The following is a 25,475-nucleotide window of genomic DNA, read 5'->3' as shown; positions in this document are numbered from 1 at the left end:
TAAACATAACATCACAACACCCAGGATATTTGTGCTCTGGGTGTTGTTGCTGACCATCATAGGAGAACCATGAACAGTCGGCAAGTTCTTCATAAGGAAATTCTCGTCTGATATATTTAAAAAAAAGGAGTCGAAGCGATGCCAGTAAATACCTCTGGACCGTTACGAACGGTCGTCGATACCCCCGAAATATAAGAGGAATACACCGTTTGTATCGCCCATGGCGCGGAAAGATCCTGTGCATTAAAAGCTTGTGTTTCATTAGCCCCTGTAGCTCCCAATACCCCTTCGGCTCGGTAGACTACCTCGCTCGGGTCATAATCGGTGCCACGTACGATTTCAACCGCATACGTATCTCCCAGTTCACCAATCAGACCCATGGAACCGCTAAAGGTCACAATCGGACCCGGTACAAGAAAAGTTCGCAGGGTAATCAAACCAAACCGCTCCGGTTCAGGACCCAGCTGGACATCGGGACCCTCACCTGATTTTGATGAATTTGTTGAACTTCTCATATCCAGAAAAAAACCCATTGCTTATCCCTCCAAATTGCAAGATACTCCATGATATGCGAGAAATTCTTAAGCGACTTGGACAAATTAGCAATAAATCTATCAATTCAGCTTAAAATAACCGATAGTAAATACATATGATATAAGCACTGGAAATGAATATGTAGATAGAAAGCAGGGGGTTTGATGAAACAACTGAAAACTTTAACGCTTCGCAAAAAATTGACAGCAGCATTCCTGCTGGTCATGCTTGTTCCTAGCATTATTGTCAGCTCTTTTTCTTATCAGGCAGCGTATAACCAGACAGACCAGCAATTAATGGACAGTGCGACGACTAGCGTTACCGCAGCCGACCGCGCAGTCACCCAGACGATTCAAGCCAAAATTGCAGATATCGAATATTACGCTACTACGATGACAGCCAGTGACAACACTCCAGATGCAGATGCAGCACTCCTGACGGAGCTGCAAATCTATTTGAAAATGCATGCGGAAGCCCTCGATATGTTCGTAGGAACTCCCGAAGGAAAACTCATCATTGGCAAAGCCACAGGACTGAACGTTGACCCTCGTGAGCGTCCGTGGTACAAACAGGCCATGGAGAAACCCGGACAAACGGTGATCAGCCCTGTCGGACTCAATTCGAACAAGGTCGCTGTCGTGTACATTTCACGTACGCTTCCTGACAATAGCGGTGTTCTCGGTCTTTCCCTGAACCTGAATAATTTAAAGGAAATTACAAATTTAAAAATCGGGCAGCAAGGATATGTCATGATATTGGATAACACCAAGCGTATCGTTACTCACCCGACAGAAGTCAGCGGAAGTACCCAATTGGGGGAAAAACTGTCGTAACTGTTTGCCTCCAAGGAAGGCAGCCTTAATTATGATCTGAATGGCGTTTCCAAAAACCTGATTTTTAAAACCAATGCTCTGACAGGCTGGAAAATTGCCGGAACGATGGACAAGTCGGAAACGAGTGCCTCCGCCAAGCCGATCCTCATCACGACCATCGTGGTGCTGGTCATTTCAGCTATCATTATCGGTGTGCTGGCGCTGTGGCTAATCAGCAGTATACTCAAACCAATCCAAAGATTGCGTAATTCTATGGATGCTATCAGCCAAGGTAATATTTCCATTAATGTGGCTACGACCAGCACGGATGAAATCGGTGAATTATCGAGATATTTTCAGCAAATGGTAGATAATCTGCGTAACATGATCAGAGAAATCCAAGCCATGACAAGCAATCTATCGGCCTCCTCGCAAGAGCTCGCCGCAGGTGCAGAACAAACAACCCATGCGATTGAGCATGTGACCGAAGCCATTCAGGATGTAGCCGCAGGCAGCGAAAGACAAGCCAACAGCGCCAAAGAAAATCAGGATCGTGTGTCAGGCATGTCAACAGATATCGCAGCCATGACCGAAGCTATGACTGAAATGACCACCTACTCTTCACAGGCCATTCAAGCGTCGGATGCAGGCAGTGAGCATATCGGCAATAGTGTCGTTTCCATTGATGGCATTCGTACTACAGTGGAAGAGCTGGATGCGATTATCGGCGCCTTGAGTGAACGTTCCGGGCGAATCGGAACCATTGTCACCGTCATTACAGAAATCGCCAGCCAGACCAATTTGCTTGCCCTGAACGCTTCTATTGAAGCAGCACGCGCCGGGGAGCATGGTAAAGGCTTTGCTGTCGTAGCGACTGAAGTCCGCAAGCTGGCGGAAAACTCCGCTCATTCGGCACAACAAATCCGTGAGCAGATTCAAGGGATTCAAAACGGCGTCTCCGAGGCCCTGACCGCGATGGAATCTGCCAAAGAACGCGTAAGCGAAGGCATCCATTCGGTTGACCTATCCGGCCGCTCCTTCTCCCGTATTCGTAGAGCGATCGTCAAATCCGCGAAGCAGCTCGACAACGTGGTAGTCTCTACAGCCGGAGTAGCAGATGGCACGAATGCAGTGGTCGGCAGCATGGAGGAAATTACTCGTATTGCCGAAGAAGCAGCATCCCATACCGAGACGGTATCCGCAGCCGCAGAGGAACAACTCGCCTCCATGGAAGAGATCGGTTCGTCTGCCGCAGATTTGACCCGTCTGGCAGAACAGCTTCAAGATTTGCTAACACAATTCCAATTGGATGAAACAAATGACCCTTCTGACCGATAAATAGAATGAGTCTTCATCACAAAGGAGGAATGAAAACATGGATATCGCAGCATTATCAACGGGTATGAGCCAGGCCAGCTTGGCGCAAGCCGTGAGCGTGAAAGTATTGAGTATGGCTAAGGATCAAGCAGGTGAACAGGGACAAGCACTAATCCAGATGATGGAAAAAAGCGTACAGCCTCATCTCGGAGGTCAACTGGACCTTCGGGCGTAGCTTCACCGCTATTCGACGGGCGTTCTGTTCGGTTCTAAACGGGCCGGAGCAGATCGCCCATTTTTTAACACATCTACCATCGCGATTTTTCGTTCAGCGCAAAACGTAGTAAACTATACATATCGTCCACGGCCTTGGTTCGGAGGATAGAGCAAAAAACGCACAATGAAAGAGGAGGGTACATAAATCATGAGTTATTCTGCATATTTCGAAAAGGTCAGAGAGCAGCAGCTTGATGAGCTGAAGGATTGGTTGTCCATTCCGAGTATTTCCGCATTATCCGAGCACAAGGGAGACATTAACAAAGCAGCCGATTGGCTTGCCGCCAAACTGACGTCTGCCGGATTGGAAAACGTTGAAATCATTCCGACTAAAGGCCATCCACTGGTGTATGCGGATTATCTGCACGCACCTGGTAAACCGACGATCCTCGTGTACGGTCACTATGATGTACAGCCGGTCGACCCGCTTCATCTGTGGGAAACTCCACCGTTCGAGCCGTCGATCCGCGACGGAAAGCTGTATGCGCGCGGAGCTACAGACGATAAGGGTCAGGTGTTCTTGCACATTAAGGCGGTCGAAGCCATTTTGAAGCAGGAAGACAAGCTGCCGCTGAACATTAAATTTTGCATCGAAGGCGAGGAAGAAGTGTCCAGCCCGAGCCTGCTTGAATTTTTGCAGACAGGTGCAGACCGTCTGGCTGCCGACGCTGTACTGGTATCCGACACCTCCCTGATCGAAAAAGGCAAGCCTGCGATTTGCACAGGTCTGCGCGGATTGTGCTCACTGGAAGTTGCGATCCACACCGCCAATACGGATCTGCATTCTGGCTCCTTTGGCGGCGGGGTGCCGAACGCGTTGCATGCTCTAGTATCCTTGCTGGCAACGCTGCATGACGACAAGGGACGCGTCAGCATCGACGGCTTCTACGACGATGTTGCGCCACTATCGGCTGAGATGAGATCAGAATTCGTGAAGCAAGATTTTAATGAGAGCAAGCTGCAAAAGGATCTTGCGCTTGAATCCCTCTACGGCGAAGAGGGATTCAGCTTCGTCGAGCGTGTCGGGGCACGTCCAACGCTGGAGCTGAACGGCGTGTATGGCGGCTTCCAGGGCGAAGGCACGAAGACGGTCATTCCGAAGGAAGCTCACGCCAAAATTACGTGCCGCCTGGTTGCCAACCAGAATCCGCAGGACATTCTGGACAAAATCGAGCGCCATCTGCGCGCCCATGTTCCGACAGGTGCCACGCTGATCATCCAGCAGGGTGAAAAAGCAAATGCGTTTAACATCGACCCGTCACACGCATTTCTGCAAGCAGCGGCGGATGCTTTTGAAAAGGTATATGGTGTACGCGCCCTGTTTACCAAGGACGGCGGCTCCATCCCAATCGTGGAAACCTTCTCGCGTGTGCTAACCGCTCCAGTCGTACTGATGGGCTTCGGCTTGCCGGATGAGAACTTACACGCGCCGAATGAGCATTTTAATTTGGAAAATTTCGATAAGGGTTTGCTAACCATCGTGGAGTTTTTGAAATCTGTGTAAGCTGATACCAAAAAAGCATTCACGGCATGTGATCAACCATGCTTCGTGGATGCTTTTTTACATTGGCTGCCGTCGACTAAGAAAAACGGGTGTAGCGCAACAGATGAACCAGCCGATTCAACCGCTCTATTTCCCGATCCAACTCGTGAAGCGGTTGCCCGGCCATAGCAGCGTTCGCTCTCAGATTACGCAGCAGGTTCATTTTCCGACCCATAAGTTTCGACACTGTGGCCTTCCCCATGTTGTTCACCACGGCATATTGCGTTAGCGGGTCAAGCTCAATCCACAATACATGATGCTGTTGAAAAAACGACAATAGTTGCTTTTTCAGTTCTTCCAGTTCTTTAAGCTCACCTGTAATTTGCGGATGATGATGAAAAGCCACATAGCCCATCACCCGCAGATCACTTATGATTTGTTCCAGTTGAAGCGTTTCGTTTATGTACACATTATTCGTCCTCATGCGATTCCTTGCGCCGTTCATATCATTTTCCCGGATGACGTTCACCACCTGAATATCGTTATCTTTTTATCGGTATGCTTCCATCATATACAAAAAAACAACCGGCTTATACGCCAGTTGTTTCCCGTTCCACAAAATACTTATTGGTCATAAAGTGAGCCTTGCCTCTGGAAGTGTCGACCATTCCCTTTTTGTTGTCGAGAAAAACAATTTCCCGGCATTTGGTGCAATACCACTTGGTCCGCATAAAGGGAGATTCCGTTACATAGGATGTGCCGCATTTGCAATCTACTTTGATCAAGGTCTCTGTTGATTTGTAAGCTTGGGACAGCTCTTTCAAGCCTGTAACCGGCTGTTGAACCGGGATAATGACTTCCTGATAGCTTGAATACTGATTATGAACTTTAAAATCAGCCACCAGTTCCGCATGTAGTCCAAAGTACTCTTTGCCAATCTCGGTTACAAATTTCTTGCCGATTCTGTAACACTCAAGCCATTCCTGTATCTGTTGATTAGACAAAGGCACCGTGCCCTTGATACCGCTATTTAATGTGTAAGTCATGATGTATAAAGTATCATCTTGTCTATGTCCGTACATGAGAAGCCTCCTTATAATACACTTGATAATGTACTACAAAGCGCAAAAAACATCAATTTTATTATTTGGCAAAAGGTTATAGCTGATTTATAACGTTCAGAAAATGGACATATAGAATAAAAGCAACTGACCTAGGTCAATTGCTTTGTCTTTCCACATAGTATTTGTTGGTCATATACCATGCCTTGCCTTTTTCCGTATCCACCATGCCCTTTTTGCGATCTAGGAACACAATGTTATTGCATTCCTTGCAGGACCACTTGGTCCTTTTATGCGGCGACTCTTCTATATAGGAAGCTCCGCATTTGCACTCTACCTGAATCCATGTTTTATACTGGCTGTACGCCTCTGCCAACGGGTCTACGTCTACAGCTTTACTTACCACCGCAGGCTGTATCATGGATATATGATCCCGCTGCTCCGAGTATTCATTATGTACCTTAAAATCTGCTACCAATTCAGGATTCAAACCAAAATACTGTTTACCAACTACCGTTACAAACTTGCTGCCAATTCGATATGCTTTTATCCATTCCTGAACCTGCTTACTGGATAGGTCGACTGTTCCCTTTATGCCGCTGTTCAGCGTATAGGTCATCAAATGTTCGTTTTGTGTCATATGTCTCCCCGTTCACCTCCGATCAAGAATATACCACAGGTAGACCTAAGCAAAAGCTACTTACTGCTACCTGAAGCAACGAGCTTTTCTGCCTTGTGATCCTTTTAATACAAGTATAACTCAAAACCCGAGCCGTCTTCCATTTTGTCTATATCCTGAGCACTGATTTCGCAGGGATCTATACTCGCCTCCTTAGACTATCACAAAATGCATTTTTATCTTTTTATCACTTTGTGGTACAGTCTTCTACATTAATCATTCATGCGAGTTGGCGGATGAGCTAATGGTAGTTTCTTCCTTCCTTATATATTACAACACTTTTGCACAAATTCCTACATATTTCAGCGGTGTAATCGTTTTTTTTGAATTCATTCGTGTGATATATTTGCTCTTAGGGAGGCGAATCCATTTTGGAAAGAAAAAGTGTTATGGTGTATGAACACTCCGATTCTCTGCCCCATGTCTTTCATACCAGTCGAACCGATGTACAAATCGTTGAAGAATTCTTTTCATGGATTCACTCCCCATTTTCACTTAAATAACTCCAGGCAGGTGACGCATGCGTAATCATATAAATCAGATGACCATCACGCTCAGCCCGCAGAAGTATTGATTATACCCTTGGTTTCTCCTGCGGGCTGAGCCTTTGCCCAAGGGAGCGTGATGGTAATGAAGCCTAACCGAAAAAAACGTAATCAAGCCTATTTTAGACATCACAGAAAGCGAGTTATTCAGCGTAAGAAGCGACTTTCAGCACACCGGGGTTGGGTCGCCAAATTCGACGGTGCATTCTCCAAAGGGAAAATTCATTGTTCCTGCTGGATGTGCAGTGAAAAAACAAATCGACTTGGCTATCCCAAATCGGAGTTATCAAGAATAGCTAACTGTCAGGAACAGCTTCTGGATTATGATTTTTAAACTACAAATGATCAAAACAAGCGAATGTCCTTTTTTGTGACAATCGCTTGTTTTTACGTTGGGTCACTTAGCAAGGTCATCCCACAAAAACAAAAGCCTTCCCGACCATCCTTCACTGTTGAAGGATCATCGAGAAGACTTTGCACCCCGCAAGGAACAAGAGGTCAGATTTTTAATTCTCCAAGCCTGATTAATTCCACGACCGCCCGTGAACGACCTTTTACGTTCAATTTTTGCATTACGTTCGCGATGGGGTTTGAAACACACCAAGTTTGTTGTTAAGGTAAAAGGGCACTACTTTTTATCCCATTGATTTTGCTTGATAAATTCATCAAAATCATCACTTGTGTCCATAACCAATCTTTGTCGATTGTATTTGTTGTACTCTGCTGTCGCCAACTTCTCTGCAATCTCTTGCGAAATACTTCCTGCATTTATCAGAATATCTCGCTCATTGAATTTCAGGAATGAGTCCAACTTCTGGGTCCAGTCCTTCATATACATCGGGGATTGACGTTCCGCCTGATCTTCCGCATAGTCCAGATACATCGTTACGATGCGATTCAACGCCTGTATTTCTTTATCGGTCAAATAGTTCTTGGCTACGGTTATATCGCTCTTCCTTACTTTGTCGCCTTTCCAACTCGTTAATCCCATATTGTCTTTATCAGCGCTTGCTCGCTCGGCAATCAGCTCTGCCGCGGTATGACCATGGATGGCAAAATGAAGTTTGTTTTGTACAGTAGCGAAAAACTCTTTGGACACATTGGAATGGGGGTCATAATCAACCGATAAGGCGTAGATATCCGTAATCTTGCGATAGAACCTTTTCTCCGATGCACGGATATCACGAATACGCTGGAGCAATTCATCGAAGTAGTCTTGTCCAAAGTGACGCATATCTTTCAAACGCTCATCGTCCATTGTAAAGCCTTTGACAAGGTACTCATTAAGCCGCTCGGTTGCCCACTGTCTGAACTGCGTGCCTCTGTGCGAGCGGACACGATACCCGACAGCAATAATCATTTCAAGATTGTAATGCTTGACCTTGCGTTTTATTTCTCTTGAACCTTCAATTTGAACTTGTAAGTATTCCTTACAAGTTGCATCAAAAGCTAGTTCATTTTCTACATAGATGTGTTTAATGTGAAGTGTAATGTTTTGAGACGTTGTCTGATATAACTCTGCAATTGCCTTCTGAGTCATCCAAACGTTTCCATTCTCCAGCTTTACGTCTATTTTGGTATTACCATCTTCTGTCTGGTACATTAAGATATCTGTACGATTGTTCAATTTCTCAACTCCCATTCCTTTCCAACTAACGCTTACGGAATCATACGTTCTTATTTTAACATATTTGAAGTAAACACATTGACAATAAAGTCTCCTATTTTACAATCCTCGCCCTTTTTTTATCTATATTTAACATATGTCACAGCCATTTAAATTTTTTTCACTCCAATTTACTTAACGAAGCTTCCATCTCAGCACTAAGAATCGCGATGGTTCAAACCGCTTAGTGAAACCGTTTGATCCAGTAGACCATTTTTGTAATACGTATATTTGGCATCTGGAGATGATGTAGGATTTGTCGCAGCTATGTTTGCCTGAGAGTTGTATTTTTTTAGAAATAAAATATATTTTCTGCATTTTTGCAAAACAAAAGCCTTCCCGACCAGCCTTCACTTTTGAAGGATCATCGAGAAGACTTTGCACCCCGCAAGGAACAAGAGGTCAGATTTTTAATTCGCCAAGCCTGATTAATTCCACGACCGCCTGTGAACGACCTTTTACGTTCAATTTTTGCATTACGTTGGAAATATGATTGCGCACCGTCTTCTCACTAATAAATAGTTGTCCGGCGATGTCACGTGTTGTTTTGTCCTGCACAAGCAGTTCAAATACTTCACGTTCACGGTGAGTTAACAAAAACTTGTTTTTGTGGTCGTTACCCTTCGTCAATTTCACCCCTCCTTGCTCGGGTTTTGTGTGGTGTAACAAGGTTAAGGGATACAGTCAACACATTTTATGTCATGTACTCAGGTATGGTTCAATATGCGTATAAAAATGGGCCTAGGCACTTATTTTCCACCTTTACTGAATCGTTAAACTCTGTGTCTAATTTTATGTATTGACAGGCATATGGGGCAGCCTTATGATAAGAAAACCGCGACTGATAATCATTATCAAATAATAATTCGATATAGATATCGCGCAACAGATTATTGCTCATGGCCGCTTGGCCAGAAAGGGTGTTCATTGATTATGAAATTACGTTACGCTGTACCAGCCGGAGTGCTGGTTTCTTCTATTCTGTTCGCAGGTTGCGGACAAACCGGAACTGCTACTCAGCAGCCCGCTGCAACGACCAAGGATGCGGAAGCAACTACGACTCCTGCGGCCTCTGCCCCCAATTTTGATCAAGCGGTAGCCGCTTACCGTGCCTATGCTACCCAGCAATGCGATACGTTTGTGAAAAAGACAGAAGAATTCACGAACGCGGTCAAAGCTGGCGAGCTGGACAAAGCCAAGGCGCTGTATGCTCCTGCACGTATGTACTATGAACGGATTGAACCGATTGCGGAAGCGCTGGGCGATCTTGACCCGAATATTGATGCGCGTGACGGTGATGTGGATGCAGCGGACTGGCGCGGCTTTCACCGGCTTGAAAAAACGTTGTGGGAAGAAAACACCACCAAAGGGTTGGACGAGTTTTCCGACCGCCTGTTGAGTGATGCAAAGCTGCTGCGTGCCAAGGTGGAGACGGTCAACATTGACGCCAGCCTGATGGTAACGGGTGCAGTCGAGCTGCTGAACGAAGTATCCACCTCCAAGGTGACGGGTGAAGAGGAACGATATTCCCACACGGATTTATACGACTTTGCAGCCAATGTAGAGGGCGCACAAAAAATATATGAGATTTTGAAAACAGACCTGAATCAAAAAGATGCGGCGCTGGAAATGCAAATTGGCGAGCGCTTTGAGGCATTGCAGAAAGAATTGGCTCCTTTCAAGGAAGGCGAAGGCTATGTATCTTATACGAAGCTGAAACCAGAAGAAATTAAAAAGCTGAGCCAAAACCTTGATGCGCTGGCAGAGCCATTGTCCCAAATGGGAAAATTGTTAGGAGTGTAACGATATGAAAGGCTTCAAGCGGCAAAAGGGAACGAGACAGGAACTACAGCAGCGTACAGATTCCCGTGAAGAACAGGTTGATCTGGTCAAAAAGGGGGCTAAGTCAGAGGATGTTCTGCTAGAAAATGATGTGCGTTCAGCAAAGAGTAAATCTGTATCACGCCGGGATCTATTGAAGCTGGCCGGGGTCGGGGGACTGGGGCTCCTGCTCGGCGGCGGTGGCGTGGGGGCTGTGCTGACAGCCAGCCAACGGCTCGAAAGCATGATGACGGATGCGGATACCAAGGATGTGGTTCCTTTTTATGGGAAGCATCAGGCGGGTATCGTGACTCCGGCCCAGGATTTCATCTGCTTCGCCGCCTTCGATCTGACGACGAGCGATAAGGAACGGGTACGCAGCCTGTTTAAAGCCTGGACAGAAGCCACTGCTACGATGACTTCTGGCGCGCTGATCGGCAACGATAACGAAAACCTCAACCTGCCTCCATCCGATACGGGCGAAGCGGCGGGATTATCGCCGTCACGGACGACGATTACCTTTGGTGTGGGTCCTTCCTTTTTTGATGGACGCTATGGATTGGCAGGGCTTAAACCTGCCGGACTCCGTGAGCTACCCCGTTTTCAAGGAGATGCGCTGGACGACCAATGGTGTGGTGGCGATATCGGGGTACAGGTATGCGCCAATGATTTGCAGGTAGCTTTCCATGCCCTGCGTAATTTGGCGCGTATCGCCAGAGGAACAGCGGTGCTTCGCTGGACACAGGAAGGCTTCCAGCGGACAGCACAGGCCGATCCGGCGGGAAGCACGCCGCGCAATTTACTCGGCTTCAAGGACGGTACGGGGAACCCGGATACCTCCAAGGCTGACGAGATGAACCGACTGGTATGGACACAGGCCAGTGACGGTCCTGCGTGGATGGGCGGCGGCAGCTATATGGCTGTGCGGCGTGTACGAATGCGGGTGGAGGTATGGGATCGCTCGACACTGGGCGACCAAGAGGATACCTTTGGACGCCATCGCAGCAGCGGGGCCCCACTGGGCAAGGCCAAGGAGTTCGACAAACTCGATCTGGCGGCCGCAAGTCCAGAAGGCAAGCCGATCACGCCTCCCACCTCTCATGTGGCATTGGCTCATGGAGACGGAAGCATTAATATTTTGCGGCGGTCTTATTCTTATTCGAGCGGATTGGACAAGCAAACAGGACAGCTCGATGCCGGGTTGCTGTTCATCAGCTACCAACGTGATCTATTCAAGCAGTTCGTCCATATTCAGGAGAAGCTTGCGCGCAATGACAAGCTGAACGAATACATTGTACACAAAGGCAGTGCGGTGTTCGCCTGCTTCCCGGGTGTATCGCAAGGCGGCTACATCGGGGATACGTTATTTTAGCAGCAGGCCAGGAAGGGGATTTATATGAATCGGCGCAATAAAAGCTTGGGATGGGTGTTTCTGCTGGTGGCTCTGCTGCTGACAGCAACTCCGTTCATATCCGGCTCCGGGTCGGTCGCTTTCGCACAAACAGATGCCAAAGCTGTTTCCAATGATCAGCTCATGCCTGTGGTGGGTGGCGCACTGGTGGAGGCAGGACAATCCCAATGGGCGGAAGCTTCCAGGGACGTCAAAGAATTCCGTACGCTGTGGGAAGTTGCCAAAACAAACGGCGGTGATACAGCCCATATCGCAGCGGTGGACAAGGCTCTCGCGGATGCAGAGCAGGCGCTTGCCAGCAGCGGCGGAGAACCGGCGAAAGCCGCACTGTCCGTACTGGCCCGCTCGGTCAACGAATTTGTGGCTGCTGCGGAAGGCGACAAACCCGCCCCGGCTGGAGCCAAAGCAGCAGAAAAGCTGCTCCCCATGGCGAAGGGTAGTCTGGCTGCCATGCAAAAAGGCGACTGGACTGCGGCCCGCACTGATTACGACCGGATCGTAAAAGCATGGTATCAGGTGGAGACACCGATTCGTTCGGACCATTTTCCGGTATACAGTGCGCTGGAAACTAAAATCAGCCTGATTCGCATTTCCATGCAAGCCGAGCCCATACGACAAGAACAGGCTCTCAAGGAAATGCAGGAGCTAACGGCTTTGTTGTCGGATTACAGTCAAGGAAAACTGGTGAATACGGGTCAAAAAGCTGGTGCAAACAACGCAGCTAATGGCTCAGTAGCCTCGCTAAGTGATGCGGTCAAGCTCCTCGAATCCGCACGACAGGATGCGACAGCCCATCAGCCTGAGCAAGCGGCTGACAAGGTAGGGCGTTTCATCGCCCTGTGGCCTTCGGTCGAAGGACATGTGCAAATTTCCGATCCGGCGTCCTATACCGCGATTGAAAATGAAATGACCGAGACTTCCGGTTATCTGCTGTCTTCTCCACCGAACACGGCCAAAGCGATCCAGACCCTGGATCAGATGCTGAAAAGGCTTCGTCCGTTGACGGAAGAGCGTTCCTACACCGCTTGGGATGCGGCACTTATTTTGCTGCGTGAGGGGCTGGAAGCCATTCTGGTACTCGCGGCTCTGCTGGCGTATGCCAAAAAAAGCGGCCAAGCTGTGGCTGGTCGCTGGATATGGGCTGGTGCCGGAACGGGGCTGGTGCTGAGCGGAATCCTGGCGGTGCTGTTCACCACACTGGTCGCGGCCGCCGCATCGGGCAGCATGCGTGAGCTGCTGGAGGGTGTGACTGGACTGGTCGCGGTTGTGCTGATGCTGACCGTCGGTAACTGGCTGCATACCAAATCCAATGCTGCCGCGTGGAACCGCTTTGTCGAGAACAGCGTAGACAACGCGCTGGCGCGTGGCAGCCTGTGGTCGCTGTTCGCCGTTTCTGCGCTGGCGATTTTGCGTGAAGGCGCCGAGACGGCTATCTTTTATATCGGTATGGCCCCGGCTATCGAAACCTCTCAATTGCTGATTGGTATTGGCTCGGCAACTGTCATACTGGTTGTGCTGGCATTGGCGATCATCAAGTTTAGCGTACGATTGCCGATCCGCTCCTTTTTCCTGACAGCCACCATACTGATTTACTATCTCGTATTCCGGTTTCTGGGCGAAAGTATTCATTCGCTTCAGGTGGCTGGCAAGCTTCCGGGGCATACGGCCTCCTCGCTGCCATCCATTAGCTGGCTGGGTATGTATCCGACTTGGGAAACGTTTATCCCACAGGTCGCTGTGCTGATCTTCATGGTGTGGCAGCTTGTACGTCAGGAAATGCGCAGCTCCAAGCAACGTTAAAGTCAGCGATTGGAATCGAATTTTGCAAATTCCTGAATGCAAAAATAACGAAAAAAACGTCAAAACGCAGGCCCATTCTCTAGCGGCCGACGGTTTTGGCGTTTTTTTAGTCCCGACAAGCGAGTGTTGATTTTTACGATTAGAAAATATCCTCCAGCAAAGGAATCATACGCTGGTGATGGAGTAAGTCTGTACGGTCACCGTGCTCGCGAATCACGTGTACCTCACCGCGAAAATCCAGCAGCTCTGCCGGCGTAGCATGTCCCAGAAAATGCACCGGACTATAGCTTAGTCCATAAGCTCCTGCATTCGGAATGACAATATAATCACCCTCCTGAATCGGAGGAAGCTGCGCTTTTTTCACAAGACAATCCTCGGGTGTACAAAGCGGGCCGACAATGCTTACGGTTTCCAGTTTCATGGTTGCTTCTGGCCGAAGCTCCCCGATCCGGTCTGCGGCCTTCCCTAATTTCAGCTCGACAGCAGCAGCCTCTTGAACAGGCATGTCCTGCCCCTCTCCTTGCCCGCGCATAATTCGCACCGGATAGTTGTCCCTAATCCGACGTCCTCGAAAGGCAGCCGAGGCATAATGGTTCATACCGCCATCAGCTACAACGAACTTTTCTCCCTTGGATTCCTTCGTATACAATACCCGACAGACATACATTCCTGCCTGAGCAACCAGATATCTGCCGCTTTCGATAATCAGCGTAGCACCTGGCAGACGGGATCGAGTCTGCTCTGCCATCGCGTTCAGTCCGTCGATCACTTGTCCCATATCCAACGGCTGCTCATGAGTAAAATAAGGAACACCAAACCCGCCGCCCAAATTTACCGTATGCATCGCAACACCATACTGATCCTGTATCCGTTCTGCCAATTGAAGGGTATTCGCAAATGAAGCTAAAATCTGATCCGCTTTCAGCATTTGCGTGCCTGTATACACCTGAATGCCCTGGAAATATACATGTGGACAATCTTCCAGCACCGTAAAAAAGTGATCCAACTGCCCCTCGTCCACACCAAAGGGACGAGGAACGCCGCCCATTTTGATCGTCGATCCCGACAAATCGTTATCGGGATTCACACGAACTGCAGCGCGGACAAACAAGCCTGCTTGGGCGGCAATGTCCTCCAGCAAGCGCAGCTCCCGCACCGACTCGACATGAATGCAGCCGATTCCACAGGCTACCGCCTCGCTCAGTTCGGCTACCGTTTTTCCCGGCCCGGCGTACAGCATGTCTTCCGGGGCATACCCGGCCTCCATCGCGACGAACATTTCCCCGGCCGAAGCGATTTCGACGCCGCAGCCTAACGTGCGAAGCAATCCCGCCAAGGCTACGTTGCCATTAGCCTTGAGTGCGTAATGCACACGCACAGCCGGGTGCAGACGGGATAGCAGCGAGCTGACATGTGCATGCAGCGCGTCGCCATCGTAGTAGTAAAATGGCGTCGGATGTTCGCCGAAGCGTTCCAGCAAGGCTTCGTCCTTTTTATCCATCTGCTGAATCTCCCCCCTTCTTCTTTTTCCTATACCGCATAGATCGTCGTGCCTGATCGGGCGGCCTCATGAATAGCTGCCAGCAATCTGACGCGCTCGGCGGCCTCGTGAAACGGAATCGGCTCCGCGACTCCCCGGATGATATTGCAAAATGCCTCCAACTGATTGACGTAATAATTCATCGGCTCGAAAGCTGTTTTAATTTTGGAGTCTGTCATTGTATCCTTCGTTATTTCCGTCTTGATCGTTATTTTGTAAAAGCCCAGATTCGCCCGAAAGCAGTCCTGCAAAGTAACTACCGCTGAATCAAAGGTCAATACATGAGCGCAGCGGTATGGACGCTCGAATGAAAAGAGGGCGGATGCCTCCAATCCCCCCGGATAGCGGGCCTGTGCACGAAATGTCCAGTCACAGCCGTTAGGACCATCGAAATCCGATTGACTGCGGAACTCCACCTGCTCCAGTCCAACGACTGCTTGAAGAAACTGGAGCCAATACACGCCCAAATCCCAAAAGCATCCCCCGCCCTGCTCCGGTCGGGATCTATAATTCTCCGCATGCCCATCCTTTGCGGGAATGCACAGGCTGGTCGCTATAGAGCGCAAACAACCATAGCGACCGGAATCCACGATATTGCGCAGCTCGCGCTGCCAAGGATGATGCTGCACCATGACTCCTTCCAGCAGGTGAGCGTTGCTCTGCCCGACTGCCGCTTCCAGGGGAGCCAGCTCCGTCGTATTCAGACATAACGGCTTCTCCACAAGCACATGCTTGTGAGCCTGTAGGGCTTTACCGATCCATTCCGCATGCAGATCGTTACTCAGTGCAATATACACGGCGTCAATCTCCGGATCGCTCAGCATATCCTCGGCATGCCGATAAACGACACTAACGCCAAAACGGTCCGCCAAATCTCCTGCCTTGGCAACAGTCCGGTTCGCAAGCGCGGTTACACGGGCCCCGGCAACGTAACGGATCGGCTCCAGCAGCGCACGAGGGGCAATGGCTGAACAGCCAATGAGGCCAAAGCGGATATCCCGTACCGCAGGCTCTTGTGCGGCTGCGGCGGTGTTCATGACCCTTTCTCCAATCCCGCTGAGCTTGCTTGCACCTGGACGTTCCTCACATATGACTCCACATAGCGTGGTGTCTGACTACGCAACTCCACGATCCTCCGGTGCATGTCCTCCAAAATCTCAGCGCTGCCACCATAGATTTGCATCCACGTATCGTACCGTATCCCCATTCCCAGCCGTTCCCACAGGTCCGCATTATGCATTTCATGCACACCGAACGGCTCCAGCATAATGAGTGGAGTGGCTGTGGCGAACGAATCTGTCAAACTACCCCCGCCGGGCTTGCTGACAATGGCCTGGACATGACATGCCTGGTCCAGCATGCTATGGTAATCTGGCCCGGCTTCATACAACGTCTCCTCGCCAGCCTTCACCTCACCGAAAGGCGGAAAGGTATGCTCCCCGGCTTCATTCCGTTGCCATGTTCTCCACTGCGGGTCCATTCGGAAATAGCGTATGCCGTCCCGCTGCTCATCCGGCTGATCCTGATCATACAGCAGCAAATCCAGCTCCCAGCCCGCTTCTTCCAACCGTCCGACCTTTTCACGGTACGTGCCCATACCCCAACCGCCGCCATGCACAAATAAGCGGGATTTCCGGGCCTCAAGGGGAACATGCTCTACAGCGGGGACATCAATATAGTGGCTGACTCTATTTTGGTCATTTTCAAAAAAAGTCGTTTCTCCACACCCATCGGCAAAATGGGGGTTATGCTTGGCTAGATTTTTCCATGAAGGAGAAGGCGTCGAGTCCATGTATACAATGTCCACATACACCGATCCCGGCTCCCTGCGCTTGCGATACTCCTCCAGCACATACATCCAATGGCCGGACAAGCATATAAAATGCCGTCGGTCCTCCTCCATCCATCGGGTCAGCAGCACTTCCATGGCAGCGAGATCAAGCGAATTTCGCATATCCTGCGGAACCTTCTGTGACATTAAGGCCACAGCGAAATTATCATGGTACGCTTTGCGGTTTTTGTCCACCTTGAGACGGGCCGACCCGGGCAGCACATTTTCAAATACATGAATCGCCGTCTCCACACCCAGCCTGCGAAGACCCGCTTGCATCAGCAAGCCGGGAGTATAAAAGCCTAATCCGAAACCGGAACACAAAATCGTTACCTTCATACTCTGATGCACACTCTTGCTCATGCTCATACGCCTCCCGTTTAATTCAGCACTGTAAAATGATGCTCCGCCAAAAATTGCTCCAGCTTCGCAGTCAGACGCATTTTTTCCTTATCACCCGCGGCAACCAGTTCCAAATAAAGACGACCTTTTCCACGTGCTACACCTTCAGGCCCACCGGACACGGAAGGACCGTCACCACTATTAATCCCGCTAACACGAGCCTGCTTGGCAGACGACCTGCCCCCGCGCTCCGTTGTTTTTCTGCTTGGCGTGCTTTTATGGCCTGCATTCCTGTTTTCTCCATCTCGTCCGCCCGTGTTCACATATAGCGTATTGGCGCCCAGCGGCATGACGCCTTCTTCACGTTCACCTGTGAACAGCAGTCCTTCACATTCCAGCTCTTCCAGCAATTCTTCATAGGACAAACTGCCGTCATGGGACAGCGAATAATTCGTCAGCGTGCCACGCATATTTTTTTTAGCCAAAAAAGTGTCCAATTGGTGCTTGATCAGACTCATGGATTTACGGGCATTAATTTCAATAATAGGCTCCAGCTTCCCGCCGCGAAGTGTCATCGAGTCAATGCAGACGTCGCCGTAATAACCGTCCTGATACAGCTGCTTCCCTACATCCTGCATTAAGCGAAAATAGCCCTCACGCTCCAGCCGCTCCATAAAAGCCTCATCCGGCGACAACGATTCCCGGTAGGAGAATTGGGTGTTAGCCAGCCACTGCACAGACAGGATATCGACACTTCCGTTATCACCAATCGTAAATTGGCATGAAAAATCCTGCTCCTTTTCCAGAAAAGGCTCCAGAAGGAACAGTACCCGTTTGCCTTTTCGTTCCTGTCCACGTAAATACGATACAATCCGGTCCAGCATCTGTGTTGAGGTAATGTGCAGGTTTCCCTTGCCCGATACGCCAAAATCATCCTTGATTAAAAAGCTTCCATCCCGCAGCAGCTTTCGTCCCGCCTCGGCTACATCCGCAAACGAGGTCACAATATAGCCGGGATGGCGCAGTCCGAGACTGCGTTTTAAATCGGAAGAATAGGTTTTGGCATTCACCTTGCGGATCGTTTCCAGCGGCGGCTGATGCAGCGTAATACCCCAGGCGCGTGCAGCCTCCTCCACATGAGGCAAACCTGCAAATGGGCTAAGCACACATCCCTCCAGTTGCGGAAACCCTGTACTGGCATCGGCCTTGCGACTGCCCAGAAGTTCAAAAACAGAAGCCGCTGACACATTCCCCGCCTGCTCCGTTCCGTCAGTCAAATCCCGTTCATTCACCGCCGGGCGAAAGCCCAACTGCGCAATATACTGACGATGCACAGGCGAAATCGCATAGCGGGTCAACAACGCGTCTCCCGGCTGGCAAAAGCTGAACAGCAGCTCATCCATAGCCGCCACAATCGCAGAAGAAGCTCGGTCAGGAATGGCGGGCAAGGAAGCTAACTGGACATCCCGCCAGTAAGCCTCCGCCTCGAACGTTCCCATATACAAATGACGCTGGTTTGGTATCGCATTCATATGATTCGCTTCCTTTCCTACTTCGCTTGTACAGCACCATCCCAAATACTCTGCTTTCCATGTACATCTTCAACTCATATATGACAGTAACGCTACTGGCTTGCACTTGTATAATCACGCAAGGCAAACTGCCATATAAAGCGGATCACCGCCAGTAGCCAGACCGGAGCGAGGAATGCCCATAGAATCAAGCCGGGTTCCATTTTGCCCAGAATAAACATCGGTGGAAAATTACAAATTACAAACACCGGAAGCACGAACAAGCCAATACGCTGGATCAGATTACTATACACCGCCATCGGCACATGGTTCGTATCGAAAATGCTGTTGGATAGCTCTGTCACCCCGTTCGTGCGGATGATCCAGAAGGCTAGCAGTTGGGGCAGCAAAAACACGGAGTAGGCCGTCAACACCCCGCAACCGAGTAACACAGAAAAGCCCCCGACCGTTTCAAAGTTAAACGGCAGACCGAGCTTATACCAGCCAATGCCCGTCATGATTCCGCCGCCGACTACGTTGGGAATGGTGTAGCCCAGCTCAAATTGCCGCAGCGTCACCATAAATTGCAGGGACACCGGCTTGGTCATGAGCACATCCAATGAACCGGTACGAATTTTGTCAGGCAGACTTGTAAAATTGCTGTAGAACAAGCCGCTGTAAAAACCGCTCATCATCGTAAATACGCCGATATATAATAGCACCGCGTCAGGAGACCAGCCGTTAATATCCGTCCCGGCCCGGTATGGAACCGAGGCGTACAGCAGCTTGATGAGCAAATAAGCGGTTTCGACCAGAAAAGCAGTAATGAAATTAATGCGGTATTCCATCTGCGACATGACGGAAAACTGGACGAACTTCCAGTACAGCCGGATATAACGTCCAGCGTTTCGGATAACATTTTTCATGCTAACCTCCTACCGAGACAAAGCGTTTGACCCCGGCTTGCCACACCCGGCGCGATACGGCCGCCAGTACTACAATCCAGAGCCATTGTACGCCAATGCCTTCAGCGGCTTCCAGCATGGTTAGCTTGCCTGTTAATGCGTTCACTGGAAAAAATACGGTGTAGCTAAACGGGAGCAAACTGAACATGCGGGCCAAAACGTCTCCAAAAATCGTCAGCGGAAACACCGTGCCACTAGCTACATAAATGACGAGCGACAACGTGTAAAACAGTCCCGCCGATTCCGTCACCCAAAAGGCTATGCCGCTCAGCGCGTAATAGACCACAAAATTGAGCACTAGCGCCCCCGGCAACGCCAATATGTAAAGCAGGATATACGACAGCCTGAAGCTGATTTGTCCTTCCAGGCTAAGGCACAGCAGCAAAATCGCAGCCGCCAGCAGCACTACTGCGGACTGTACCGCCTTGCCTCCAATAAACCGACAAAAACGGTAAGCAAAATAATGTACAGGCTGCACCATGAATTTGGCCAGTCCGCCTTCCTTGATGTCTGTAGCAATTTCGTATTCAAACCCCGTGGCGATCAGCTTCCCGGTTACCCCTGCCATGACTACATACACCAGCATTTCTGGCAAAGAGTATCCCAGCACCCTTGCTTGTCCCGAAGAACCGAATACCGCAAGCCAGAGAAAAATTTGCGTCATGATCGGCAGCATGAACCCCGCCATTTGGAGCCAGTAATTGGCCCGGTATTCCATTTCGTTTTGCATGCCAAGCTGGAGCACCTTCATATATTTGTTATTTCGCATCGGCTAGCCTGCCTCCATCGTACAAATTGGCTATCCCCTCTTCCAACGGGACGTCCTCAATCGTAAAATCAACGACAGGCAGCGCATCCAAAATCTTTTTGGACCAGGTCAGAGTATCTTCTGCATCCAGCTCAAATACCGCATCCAGCTCCGAGTTGGAGCGCAGCTTGCCAAGTCCCGCCAACGTCAGGTTAGGCACAGGGGTCTCCAGTCGAACCTTGAGCAGCTTGCGGGCGCCGATCACCTCATTCACCTTGTTCAAATCCCCGTCATACACCAGTCTTCCCCCGCTGATAATGATGGATCTGCTGCACAAGTCCTCAATATCCTTCATGTAATGGCTTGTCAGCAGGATGGTTGTCCGGTGTGTCCGGTTATAGGCTTTGAAAAACTCGCGAATTCGCCGCTGGGAAACCAGATCCAGTCCAATGGTCGGCTCGTCCAGTAAAATGACCCGTGGACGATGCAGGAGCGCGGCAATCAGCTCCATTTTCATACGCTCGCCCAGAGATAAGCGCCGAACCTGAACATGAAGCTGTTCCTCTACCCCAAGCAAGGTAACCAGCTCGTCCAGCGCCTCTTTGTAACGACTTTCATCTATTTCGTAAATAAGCTTGTTCAGCTCGAACGACTCGCTGGCAGGCAAATCCCACCAGAGCTGGTTTTTCTGTCCCATCACGATGGAAAACTGCCGTTTAAACTCCTTTTGCCGCTTCCACGGGGTAAAGCCAAGTACAGAGGCTTCCCCCTCACTAGGATGAAGAATGCCGGACAGCATTTTGAGCGTCGTTGTTTTGCCCGCACCGTTCGGACCGAGAAATCCGACGATTTCGCCTTCCTCAATGGTGAAGCTGACATCCCGTACGGCCTCCTTGGTCAGCTTTTCCCGCCTGAACAGGTTTTGTAATGATTTGCGCACGCCCGGCTCCTTTTTATAGTACGTAAACGTTTTCGACAATTGATTCAATGTAATGGACGGCATTCAATTCTCCTCCTCTTTCATCTGTCCGTGACACCTTGGTGAGCCGTTCCTGATATGATTTACGTGATACGTTATGCCTGAACTACTGGGCTGCTTGCTCGGCTAAAATCATCAATTCCTCCAGCATATGCCGCTGTTTGTCAATCAGGCCGAGGGCGCGTTCGCTAATGTCAGGCATCCGATGCTTGCGCAGTTGAAGACCTGTTTTGTAAATATGCAGATTGAGCTTATGCCATTCCGCATTCAATGACTGTGCCAATTCCACCACATGCTGCGCTCGCGGTCCCAATGTGGCTTCATGCAGCATGCAATAATCCGCTGTGTAATCGGTCAGATGAAGGGCACTGCCCAAACGCAGATTGTAATAGATTTCATGGCAGTACGTACGGAAGTCCGCATCCTCCATGTCTGTCAACAGGCGGAAGTCCTCGACAAAGGCCCGGTAGCCCTCATCTCCCCGCTTGACCTGTTTGCCAACTGCGACATTTCCGGGGTTATTTCCCGGGTCAATGGACGAAGGTACACCTCTCCAGACCGCTTCATGTCCAGTCACATATTGACGAATATGGTATGCACACGCCGCATGCAATTCGCCTGGCGAAATCGGCGCGGGCTGTTCCACCAGCCAAGCATATTCAATAATGCCCTGCATCAGGTCGTCGAGCCGGGCCGAACCGACGTAAGTCATGGCATGGCCCGAAGAATCCAGCAGGAAGCTGTCATTTACCTGTGCTGTTCGCTCCTGCAAGTCCAGTCCAGACAGTTCAATGACATGGCCCCTTGGGTAATTTTTCACATACACGTCGTGGTAGGTTAAAGCGGTACTCGATGTGTGCAGCATCGTACCGTAGCCAGTTGTCAGCGCCAGAAGCAGATGGGCTTCATCGCTTACGCCAGTAATCCATGGCTCAACCCGAATCACCGGACCACCGCTGGCTGCCATTTCCTGAAGCTGCTCCGGATATTTCTCGGGACCGAAGCGCTTCAAATCCCCGCTATACTCCGCGCACATACTGCCACACAGCATGAACAGCTCGGATTCTGCCATGTTCACGCCATATCGCCGCAGCGAGGTGCGCAGGGATGAATATACACAGTGCTTGCCTGGAGGAGCATCTATAATTTCTTTAGCAGCGTAATCGTCAACGGAGTCATGAACATCCTCCATGCCGGATATCTGCACAGGTCTGATCTCTGCCGCCCCCTTATGCATATTTGCCCAGCAGACGTTCGATGCCTTGGAGTGTAGAAAGATGCTCCAGCACCAGATCGTCGTCCTCCATCGTAATATCCAGCTCATTTTCCAGCTCTACAATCAATTCAACAGCGGATAGGGAATTCAGCCCCAAGGTTCGCAAATCCTGCTCCGGCGTCAATTGTTCCAGTTCACCTGGAGCCAGCTTCAATACCTTTTCCAGCAAAGGTACTACGTGGTACACATCTGTTTTCATCCTAAATTCCTCCCGGTTTATGAGCTTCCCAATCCCGCAATGACACCTTCCAGCCTGTGCGCATAGGCTTCGGCTTCCTGCCAGCTATCTGCCATAATCAGCGTGAAAATCCGATTCACATACCCCCGCTTCACCGGCGTACCGGACAACGTACCTGCCGTATAAACAAACACCCCTTCGGGGCGTTCGGGCGTGTAGAGCAAGCCTTCCTCTGCGAGCAAGCCGCACAAGCGGCTGTAGGTCAGCGGTGTGGCGGTAACGTTGCGGTAGTAGCGGGACAGCGTTTTATGCTGCTCTCCCAAGACCGAAGACAGGAACGAAATATAGGTAGACAGGGTAAACCTGCCGTTAATCTCGATCACCGGAACCAGCAAGCCTCCTTCATCGACAAAACCGTCAATGGAAGCCATGCCTGTATAACCGATGGAATACAGATACGTTCCCAACTGGTAGGCGCAGCGTCTCACTTCTTCTTCCAGCGCAGCGCCAAGCTCAGCCGGAACGCGGGACCCGGTGTACACCGTGCCGTCCACATTTTGCCTTTTCAATGAAAACATTGTCACCCCACCGCCCTCGTCAATACAGAGCTGATAGTTCAGATCCATCTGCTTGTTATGCCAGCGCTCCACCAGCCAGCCTCCCGAAGAAGGCGACGAGCCGCCAAAGCGTTTCATCACACTTAGCAGCGTGTCCAGCTTGGACAGCTCGTCCAGCATATACATGCCTTGTCCCGATGCGCCATGCGGCTGCTTGATGATCAGCTTCACAGGCCCGTCCGACAAGTCGGCCAGTCTGCCGCACTCCCTGCGGATCGCCGCTTCGTCCGCGCATACGGCTCCCTCACTGACGGCAAAACCGAGCTTTTGCGCAGTCAGGCGGCTGAATATTTTATCATTCACCTGGGCGCTGACAGAGGACGGAGCGCCGATCAGCTCCAGTCCACAGCGCTCCGCAATCGCCTCCTCCTGCGGGGTAACCGCATACGGAACGAGCCACGCTTTGGGACGGCTACTACTGTGGCCTGCTTCCGCAACCACTCGCAGCCGTGCCAAAAGTGCCTCGTCCGCCAGCACCAGCTCCGCAATCGGCGTTAACGGATCAGAGGGCTCCGGCACCTCAATACGCGGCAGGCTAAAACCCAACCGCTGAAGCATGTCCAGAAAAGCCTGATCCGGCTGTTCTCGCAGCACGATCACATCCTGACTTCGGCACAACAGAAGATTCATTTCCTCCATTCGATTTACCACCTGCTGTTCATCACGATCTGCCATCCCCCCCTTACGGGGGGACGGATGCCATACCTGCTCTGCGCCAATATTAAACAGCCAAATCAGGACTCCATGATCGCGTTCATGGGCAAGCGCTTCCACGAGGTTAATGGTTTTAGTCGTCACGTCCTGTCATCCCTCTCTTCCATCCAGTAAGAAACAACTGCGATCGAAACTAAATATATTTCAGGGAGCCAGCTCCGTGCAGATACAATACGCTGCATTTGGAGCACACCGGCGTTAATCCTTCGTGATTAATCGTTTGGCGTGTTTTCTCATACGCATCCGAATTCCAGATTTCCTTCAGACTGTGCTCTCGCAAGCTTCCAATCGTGAATTCGCTAAAAAATTTGCAAGGCATCACCTTTCCGTCCGGCAAAATATCCGTTCTGGAGGTGAGCGCCAGGCAATGATTGGAGCAACGACTGACCATTTCATCGCCATGTATAAATTTGTCGATTTCCTCATAGTCCAGACCGGGCTGATAGCGCACACGAATGTTCCACATCCGCTCATTAATCCGCTGTAGCTCCTCCATCAAAGGATCGATGTTATCCGGGTTGATTTTATATTTGAAAGCATGCCAGCTACTAATATTTTTTTCCTCCAGTTGTCGGAGCCAAGAAAAGTTTTGTGTAAAATAGTCATCCATTTTGAGGGAGGTTTCTTTGGAAATGTACCAGGGGAACGTCAGCAGCACCAGATCCAGCCTCTTGTCCTCCAGCATTTGCAGAAACTCGTACATCCGTCCGATCATGTTATCGTTAATGACAGCGTGGACGGTCACCCGTCCCTTGTACAATCCCTGGTCACGCAGTTCAATCAGCTTATCCATCTGCCGCAGCGTTTTTTGAAAGGTGCCTTTACCGCGAATCAGATCATGTTCTCTTTCAAAGCCTTCAATCGCTATTAACAACTCCAGATTTTCAGATAAATCCAAAATCCGGTCCAAATATTTATCAATGAGCAGTCCATTGGTACAAAAGGTCATTTCGCGCCGATCTTCGGCCAGCACGTCCAAAATTTCGTCAAAACGCCGATGAAACATCGGTTCTCCGCCCCACATATACAGCCGGGACTTGGCCTCCTTCGTCTCGCTCAAAATTTGTCGAAGCATATCCGGGGCAAGATCCATGTTTTGCTCTTCTTTGTCCATTTGATGATGATAGCCTTCCTCGTTCCATTCAAAGCAGTGCGTACATCTCAGGTTGCAGCGGTTGGTCAGCTTAATGCCGATCGTCTGGGGCATGTCCGTTTTGAAGGCAGGGTCCTGTGTTGCGTTACGGTAGGATACAGAAGCGTTTTTCAGGTTGCGCTTAATGAGCTTGAACGCTTTCTCATCAATCAGCACATTGCTTTTGGGCTGCATGCTAACACCTCGTTTAATGGATTTTCAGGCACATGTACCAAG

The 25,475-nt window shown here is 50.1% G+C and carries 23 protein-coding genes and 2 pseudogenes; 7 read left to right on the top strand and 18 right to left on the bottom strand.

Going from position 1 to position 25,475, the window contains the following annotated elements; all coding sequences use genetic code 11:
* Nucleotides 1-116: 116 nt before the first annotated feature.
* Entirely contained in the window at nt 117-533 is a 417-nt protein-coding gene (locus ACIFQM_RS17070) for a hypothetical protein (protein WP_430040730.1), read from the bottom strand.
* A gap of 165 nt (nt 534-698) precedes the next feature.
* On the opposite strand from ACIFQM_RS17070, the pseudogene ACIFQM_RS17065 reads away from it, so the two are divergent.
* The 3 genes and pseudogenes from ACIFQM_RS17065 to ACIFQM_RS17055 all read left to right on the top strand — a co-directional run bounded on the left by ACIFQM_RS17065 (nt 699) and on the right by ACIFQM_RS17055 (nt 4,443).
* Nucleotides 699-2,684: pseudogene (locus tag ACIFQM_RS17065) on the top strand (methyl-accepting chemotaxis protein).
* A 37-nt stretch (nt 2,685-2,721) separates the two neighbouring features.
* The gene (locus tag ACIFQM_RS17060) at nt 2,722-2,898 is read left to right on the top strand and encodes a YjfB family protein (RefSeq protein WP_137060033.1); all 177 of its coding nucleotides are present in this window, start codon (nt 2,722-2,724) and stop codon (nt 2,896-2,898) included.
* Between the two features lie 189 nt (nt 2,899-3,087).
* Nucleotides 3,088-4,443 (top strand): dipeptidase, encoded by a 1,356-nt coding sequence (locus ACIFQM_RS17055; RefSeq protein ID WP_430040728.1) that lies wholly within the window; start codon nt 3,088-3,090, stop codon nt 4,441-4,443.
* A gap of 76 nt (nt 4,444-4,519) precedes the next feature.
* On the opposite strand, the gene ACIFQM_RS17050 is transcribed toward ACIFQM_RS17055, so the two are convergent.
* The 3 genes from ACIFQM_RS17050 to ACIFQM_RS17040 form a co-directional block, all read right to left on the bottom strand.
* Complete coding sequence (locus ACIFQM_RS17050) at nt 4,520-4,906, bottom strand: hypothetical protein (RefSeq protein ID WP_430040727.1); 387 nt, start codon at nt 4,904-4,906, stop codon at nt 4,520-4,522.
* Between the two features lie 106 nt (nt 4,907-5,012).
* Nucleotides 5,013-5,504, bottom strand: a complete 492-nt coding sequence (locus ACIFQM_RS17045; RefSeq protein WP_430040726.1) for a hypothetical protein — start codon at nt 5,502-5,504, stop codon at nt 5,013-5,015.
* Nucleotides 5,505-5,640: 136 nt separating this feature from the next.
* Entirely contained in the window at nt 5,641-6,123 is a 483-nt protein-coding gene (locus ACIFQM_RS17040) for a hypothetical protein (protein ID WP_430040725.1), read from the bottom strand.
* A 669-nt stretch (nt 6,124-6,792) separates the two neighbouring features.
* On the opposite strand from ACIFQM_RS17040, the gene ACIFQM_RS17035 reads away from it, so the two are divergent.
* Nucleotides 6,793-7,041 (top strand): hypothetical protein, encoded by a 249-nt coding sequence (locus tag ACIFQM_RS17035; RefSeq protein ID WP_430040724.1) that lies wholly within the window; start codon nt 6,793-6,795, stop codon nt 7,039-7,041.
* Nucleotides 7,042-7,205: 164 nt separating this feature from the next.
* Here the strand turns inward: ACIFQM_RS17035 and ACIFQM_RS17030 are convergent.
* The 3 genes and pseudogenes from ACIFQM_RS17030 to ACIFQM_RS17020 form a co-directional block, all read right to left on the bottom strand.
* Nucleotides 7,206-7,304, bottom strand: a pseudogene (locus tag ACIFQM_RS17030) (helix-turn-helix domain-containing protein); the annotation flags it as partial.
* 31 nt (nt 7,305-7,335) lie between these two features.
* Nucleotides 7,336-8,334, bottom strand: coding sequence for a virulence RhuM family protein (locus tag ACIFQM_RS17025; protein WP_430040723.1), 999 nt, complete (start codon nt 8,332-8,334; stop codon nt 7,336-7,338).
* 441 nt (nt 8,335-8,775) lie between these two features.
* Nucleotides 8,776-9,003 carry a helix-turn-helix domain-containing protein gene (locus ACIFQM_RS17020; RefSeq protein ID WP_007431813.1) on the bottom strand — a complete coding sequence of 76 codons (228 nt, stop codon included), beginning with the start codon at nt 9,001-9,003 and terminating at the stop codon, nt 8,776-8,778.
* Nucleotides 9,004-9,306: 303 nt separating this feature from the next.
* Between ACIFQM_RS17020 and efeO the strand changes: the two genes are divergently transcribed.
* From efeO to ACIFQM_RS17005, 3 genes are read left to right on the top strand one after another with little or no spacing between them, the layout of a single operon-like run.
* Entirely contained in the window at nt 9,307-10,176 is an 870-nt protein-coding gene (gene efeO / locus ACIFQM_RS17015) for an iron uptake system protein EfeO (protein WP_430040722.1), read from the top strand.
* 4 nt (nt 10,177-10,180) lie between these two features.
* Nucleotides 10,181-11,566 (top strand): iron uptake transporter deferrochelatase/peroxidase subunit, encoded by a 1,386-nt coding sequence (gene efeB / locus ACIFQM_RS17010; protein WP_430040721.1) that lies wholly within the window; start codon nt 10,181-10,183, stop codon nt 11,564-11,566.
* Between the two features lie 24 nt (nt 11,567-11,590).
* Nucleotides 11,591-13,405: an FTR1 family iron permease gene (locus ACIFQM_RS17005; protein WP_430040720.1), complete on the top strand. Its 1,815-nt coding sequence runs from the start codon at nt 11,591-11,593 to the stop codon at nt 13,403-13,405.
* Between the two features lie 139 nt (nt 13,406-13,544).
* Here ACIFQM_RS17005 and ACIFQM_RS17000 read toward each other — a convergent pair whose 3' ends face one another.
* The 11 genes from ACIFQM_RS17000 to ACIFQM_RS16950 form a co-directional block, all read right to left on the bottom strand.
* Entirely contained in the window at nt 13,545-14,906 is a 1,362-nt protein-coding gene (locus tag ACIFQM_RS17000; protein WP_430040719.1) for a type III PLP-dependent enzyme, read from the bottom strand.
* Between the two features lie 29 nt (nt 14,907-14,935).
* The gene (locus ACIFQM_RS16995) at nt 14,936-15,982 is read right to left on the bottom strand and encodes a Gfo/Idh/MocA family protein (RefSeq protein WP_430065817.1); all 1,047 of its coding nucleotides are present in this window, start codon (nt 15,980-15,982) and stop codon (nt 14,936-14,938) included.
* A complete protein-coding gene (locus ACIFQM_RS16990) occupies nt 15,979-17,139 on the bottom strand; it encodes a UDP-glucuronosyltransferase (RefSeq protein WP_430065815.1) in 1,161 nt (386 codons plus the stop codon). The genes ACIFQM_RS16995 and ACIFQM_RS16990 overlap by 4 nt, the downstream gene beginning before the upstream one ends.
* Nucleotides 17,140-17,156: 17 nt before the next feature.
* Complete coding sequence (locus tag ACIFQM_RS16985; protein WP_430040716.1) at nt 17,157-18,650, bottom strand: hypothetical protein; 1,494 nt, start codon at nt 18,648-18,650, stop codon at nt 17,157-17,159.
* A 92-nt stretch (nt 18,651-18,742) separates the two neighbouring features.
* Entirely contained in the window at nt 18,743-19,555 is an 813-nt protein-coding gene (locus ACIFQM_RS16980; RefSeq protein ID WP_430040715.1) for an ABC transporter permease, read from the bottom strand.
* A gap of 1 nt (nt 19,556) precedes the next feature.
* A complete protein-coding gene (locus ACIFQM_RS16975; RefSeq protein ID WP_430065813.1) occupies nt 19,557-20,363 on the bottom strand; it encodes an ABC transporter permease in 807 nt (268 codons plus the stop codon).
* Nucleotides 20,353-21,345, bottom strand: a complete 993-nt coding sequence (locus tag ACIFQM_RS16970; protein WP_430040713.1) for an ABC transporter ATP-binding protein — start codon at nt 21,343-21,345, stop codon at nt 20,353-20,355. The genes ACIFQM_RS16975 and ACIFQM_RS16970 overlap by 11 nt, the downstream gene beginning before the upstream one ends.
* A gap of 82 nt (nt 21,346-21,427) precedes the next feature.
* Nucleotides 21,428-22,558 carry a hypothetical protein gene (locus ACIFQM_RS16965; protein ID WP_430040712.1) on the bottom strand — a complete coding sequence of 377 codons (1,131 nt, stop codon included), beginning with the start codon at nt 22,556-22,558 and terminating at the stop codon, nt 21,428-21,430.
* Nucleotides 22,551-22,796 carry an acyl carrier protein gene (locus tag ACIFQM_RS16960; RefSeq protein ID WP_025682535.1) on the bottom strand — a complete coding sequence of 82 codons (246 nt, stop codon included), beginning with the start codon at nt 22,794-22,796 and terminating at the stop codon, nt 22,551-22,553. Before ACIFQM_RS16960 ends, ACIFQM_RS16965 begins: the two co-directional genes overlap by 8 nt.
* A gap of 17 nt (nt 22,797-22,813) precedes the next feature.
* Nucleotides 22,814-24,190: a peptide ligase PGM1-related protein gene (locus ACIFQM_RS16955; protein ID WP_430040711.1), complete on the bottom strand. Its 1,377-nt coding sequence runs from the start codon at nt 24,188-24,190 to the stop codon at nt 22,814-22,816.
* A gap of 49 nt (nt 24,191-24,239) precedes the next feature.
* A complete protein-coding gene (locus ACIFQM_RS16950) occupies nt 24,240-25,433 on the bottom strand; it encodes a radical SAM protein (protein WP_430040710.1) in 1,194 nt (397 codons plus the stop codon).
* Between the last annotated feature and the right edge of the window lie 42 nt (nt 25,434-25,475).

The organism is Paenibacillus sp. NRS-1782 (assembly GCF_050467685.1).
In the GTDB taxonomy this organism is placed as follows: domain Bacteria; phylum Bacillota; class Bacilli; order Paenibacillales; family Paenibacillaceae; genus Paenibacillus; species Paenibacillus terrae_A.
Note: the sequence above shows the minus strand (reverse complement) of the source record. Positions and strands in the feature narration are given on the sequence as shown.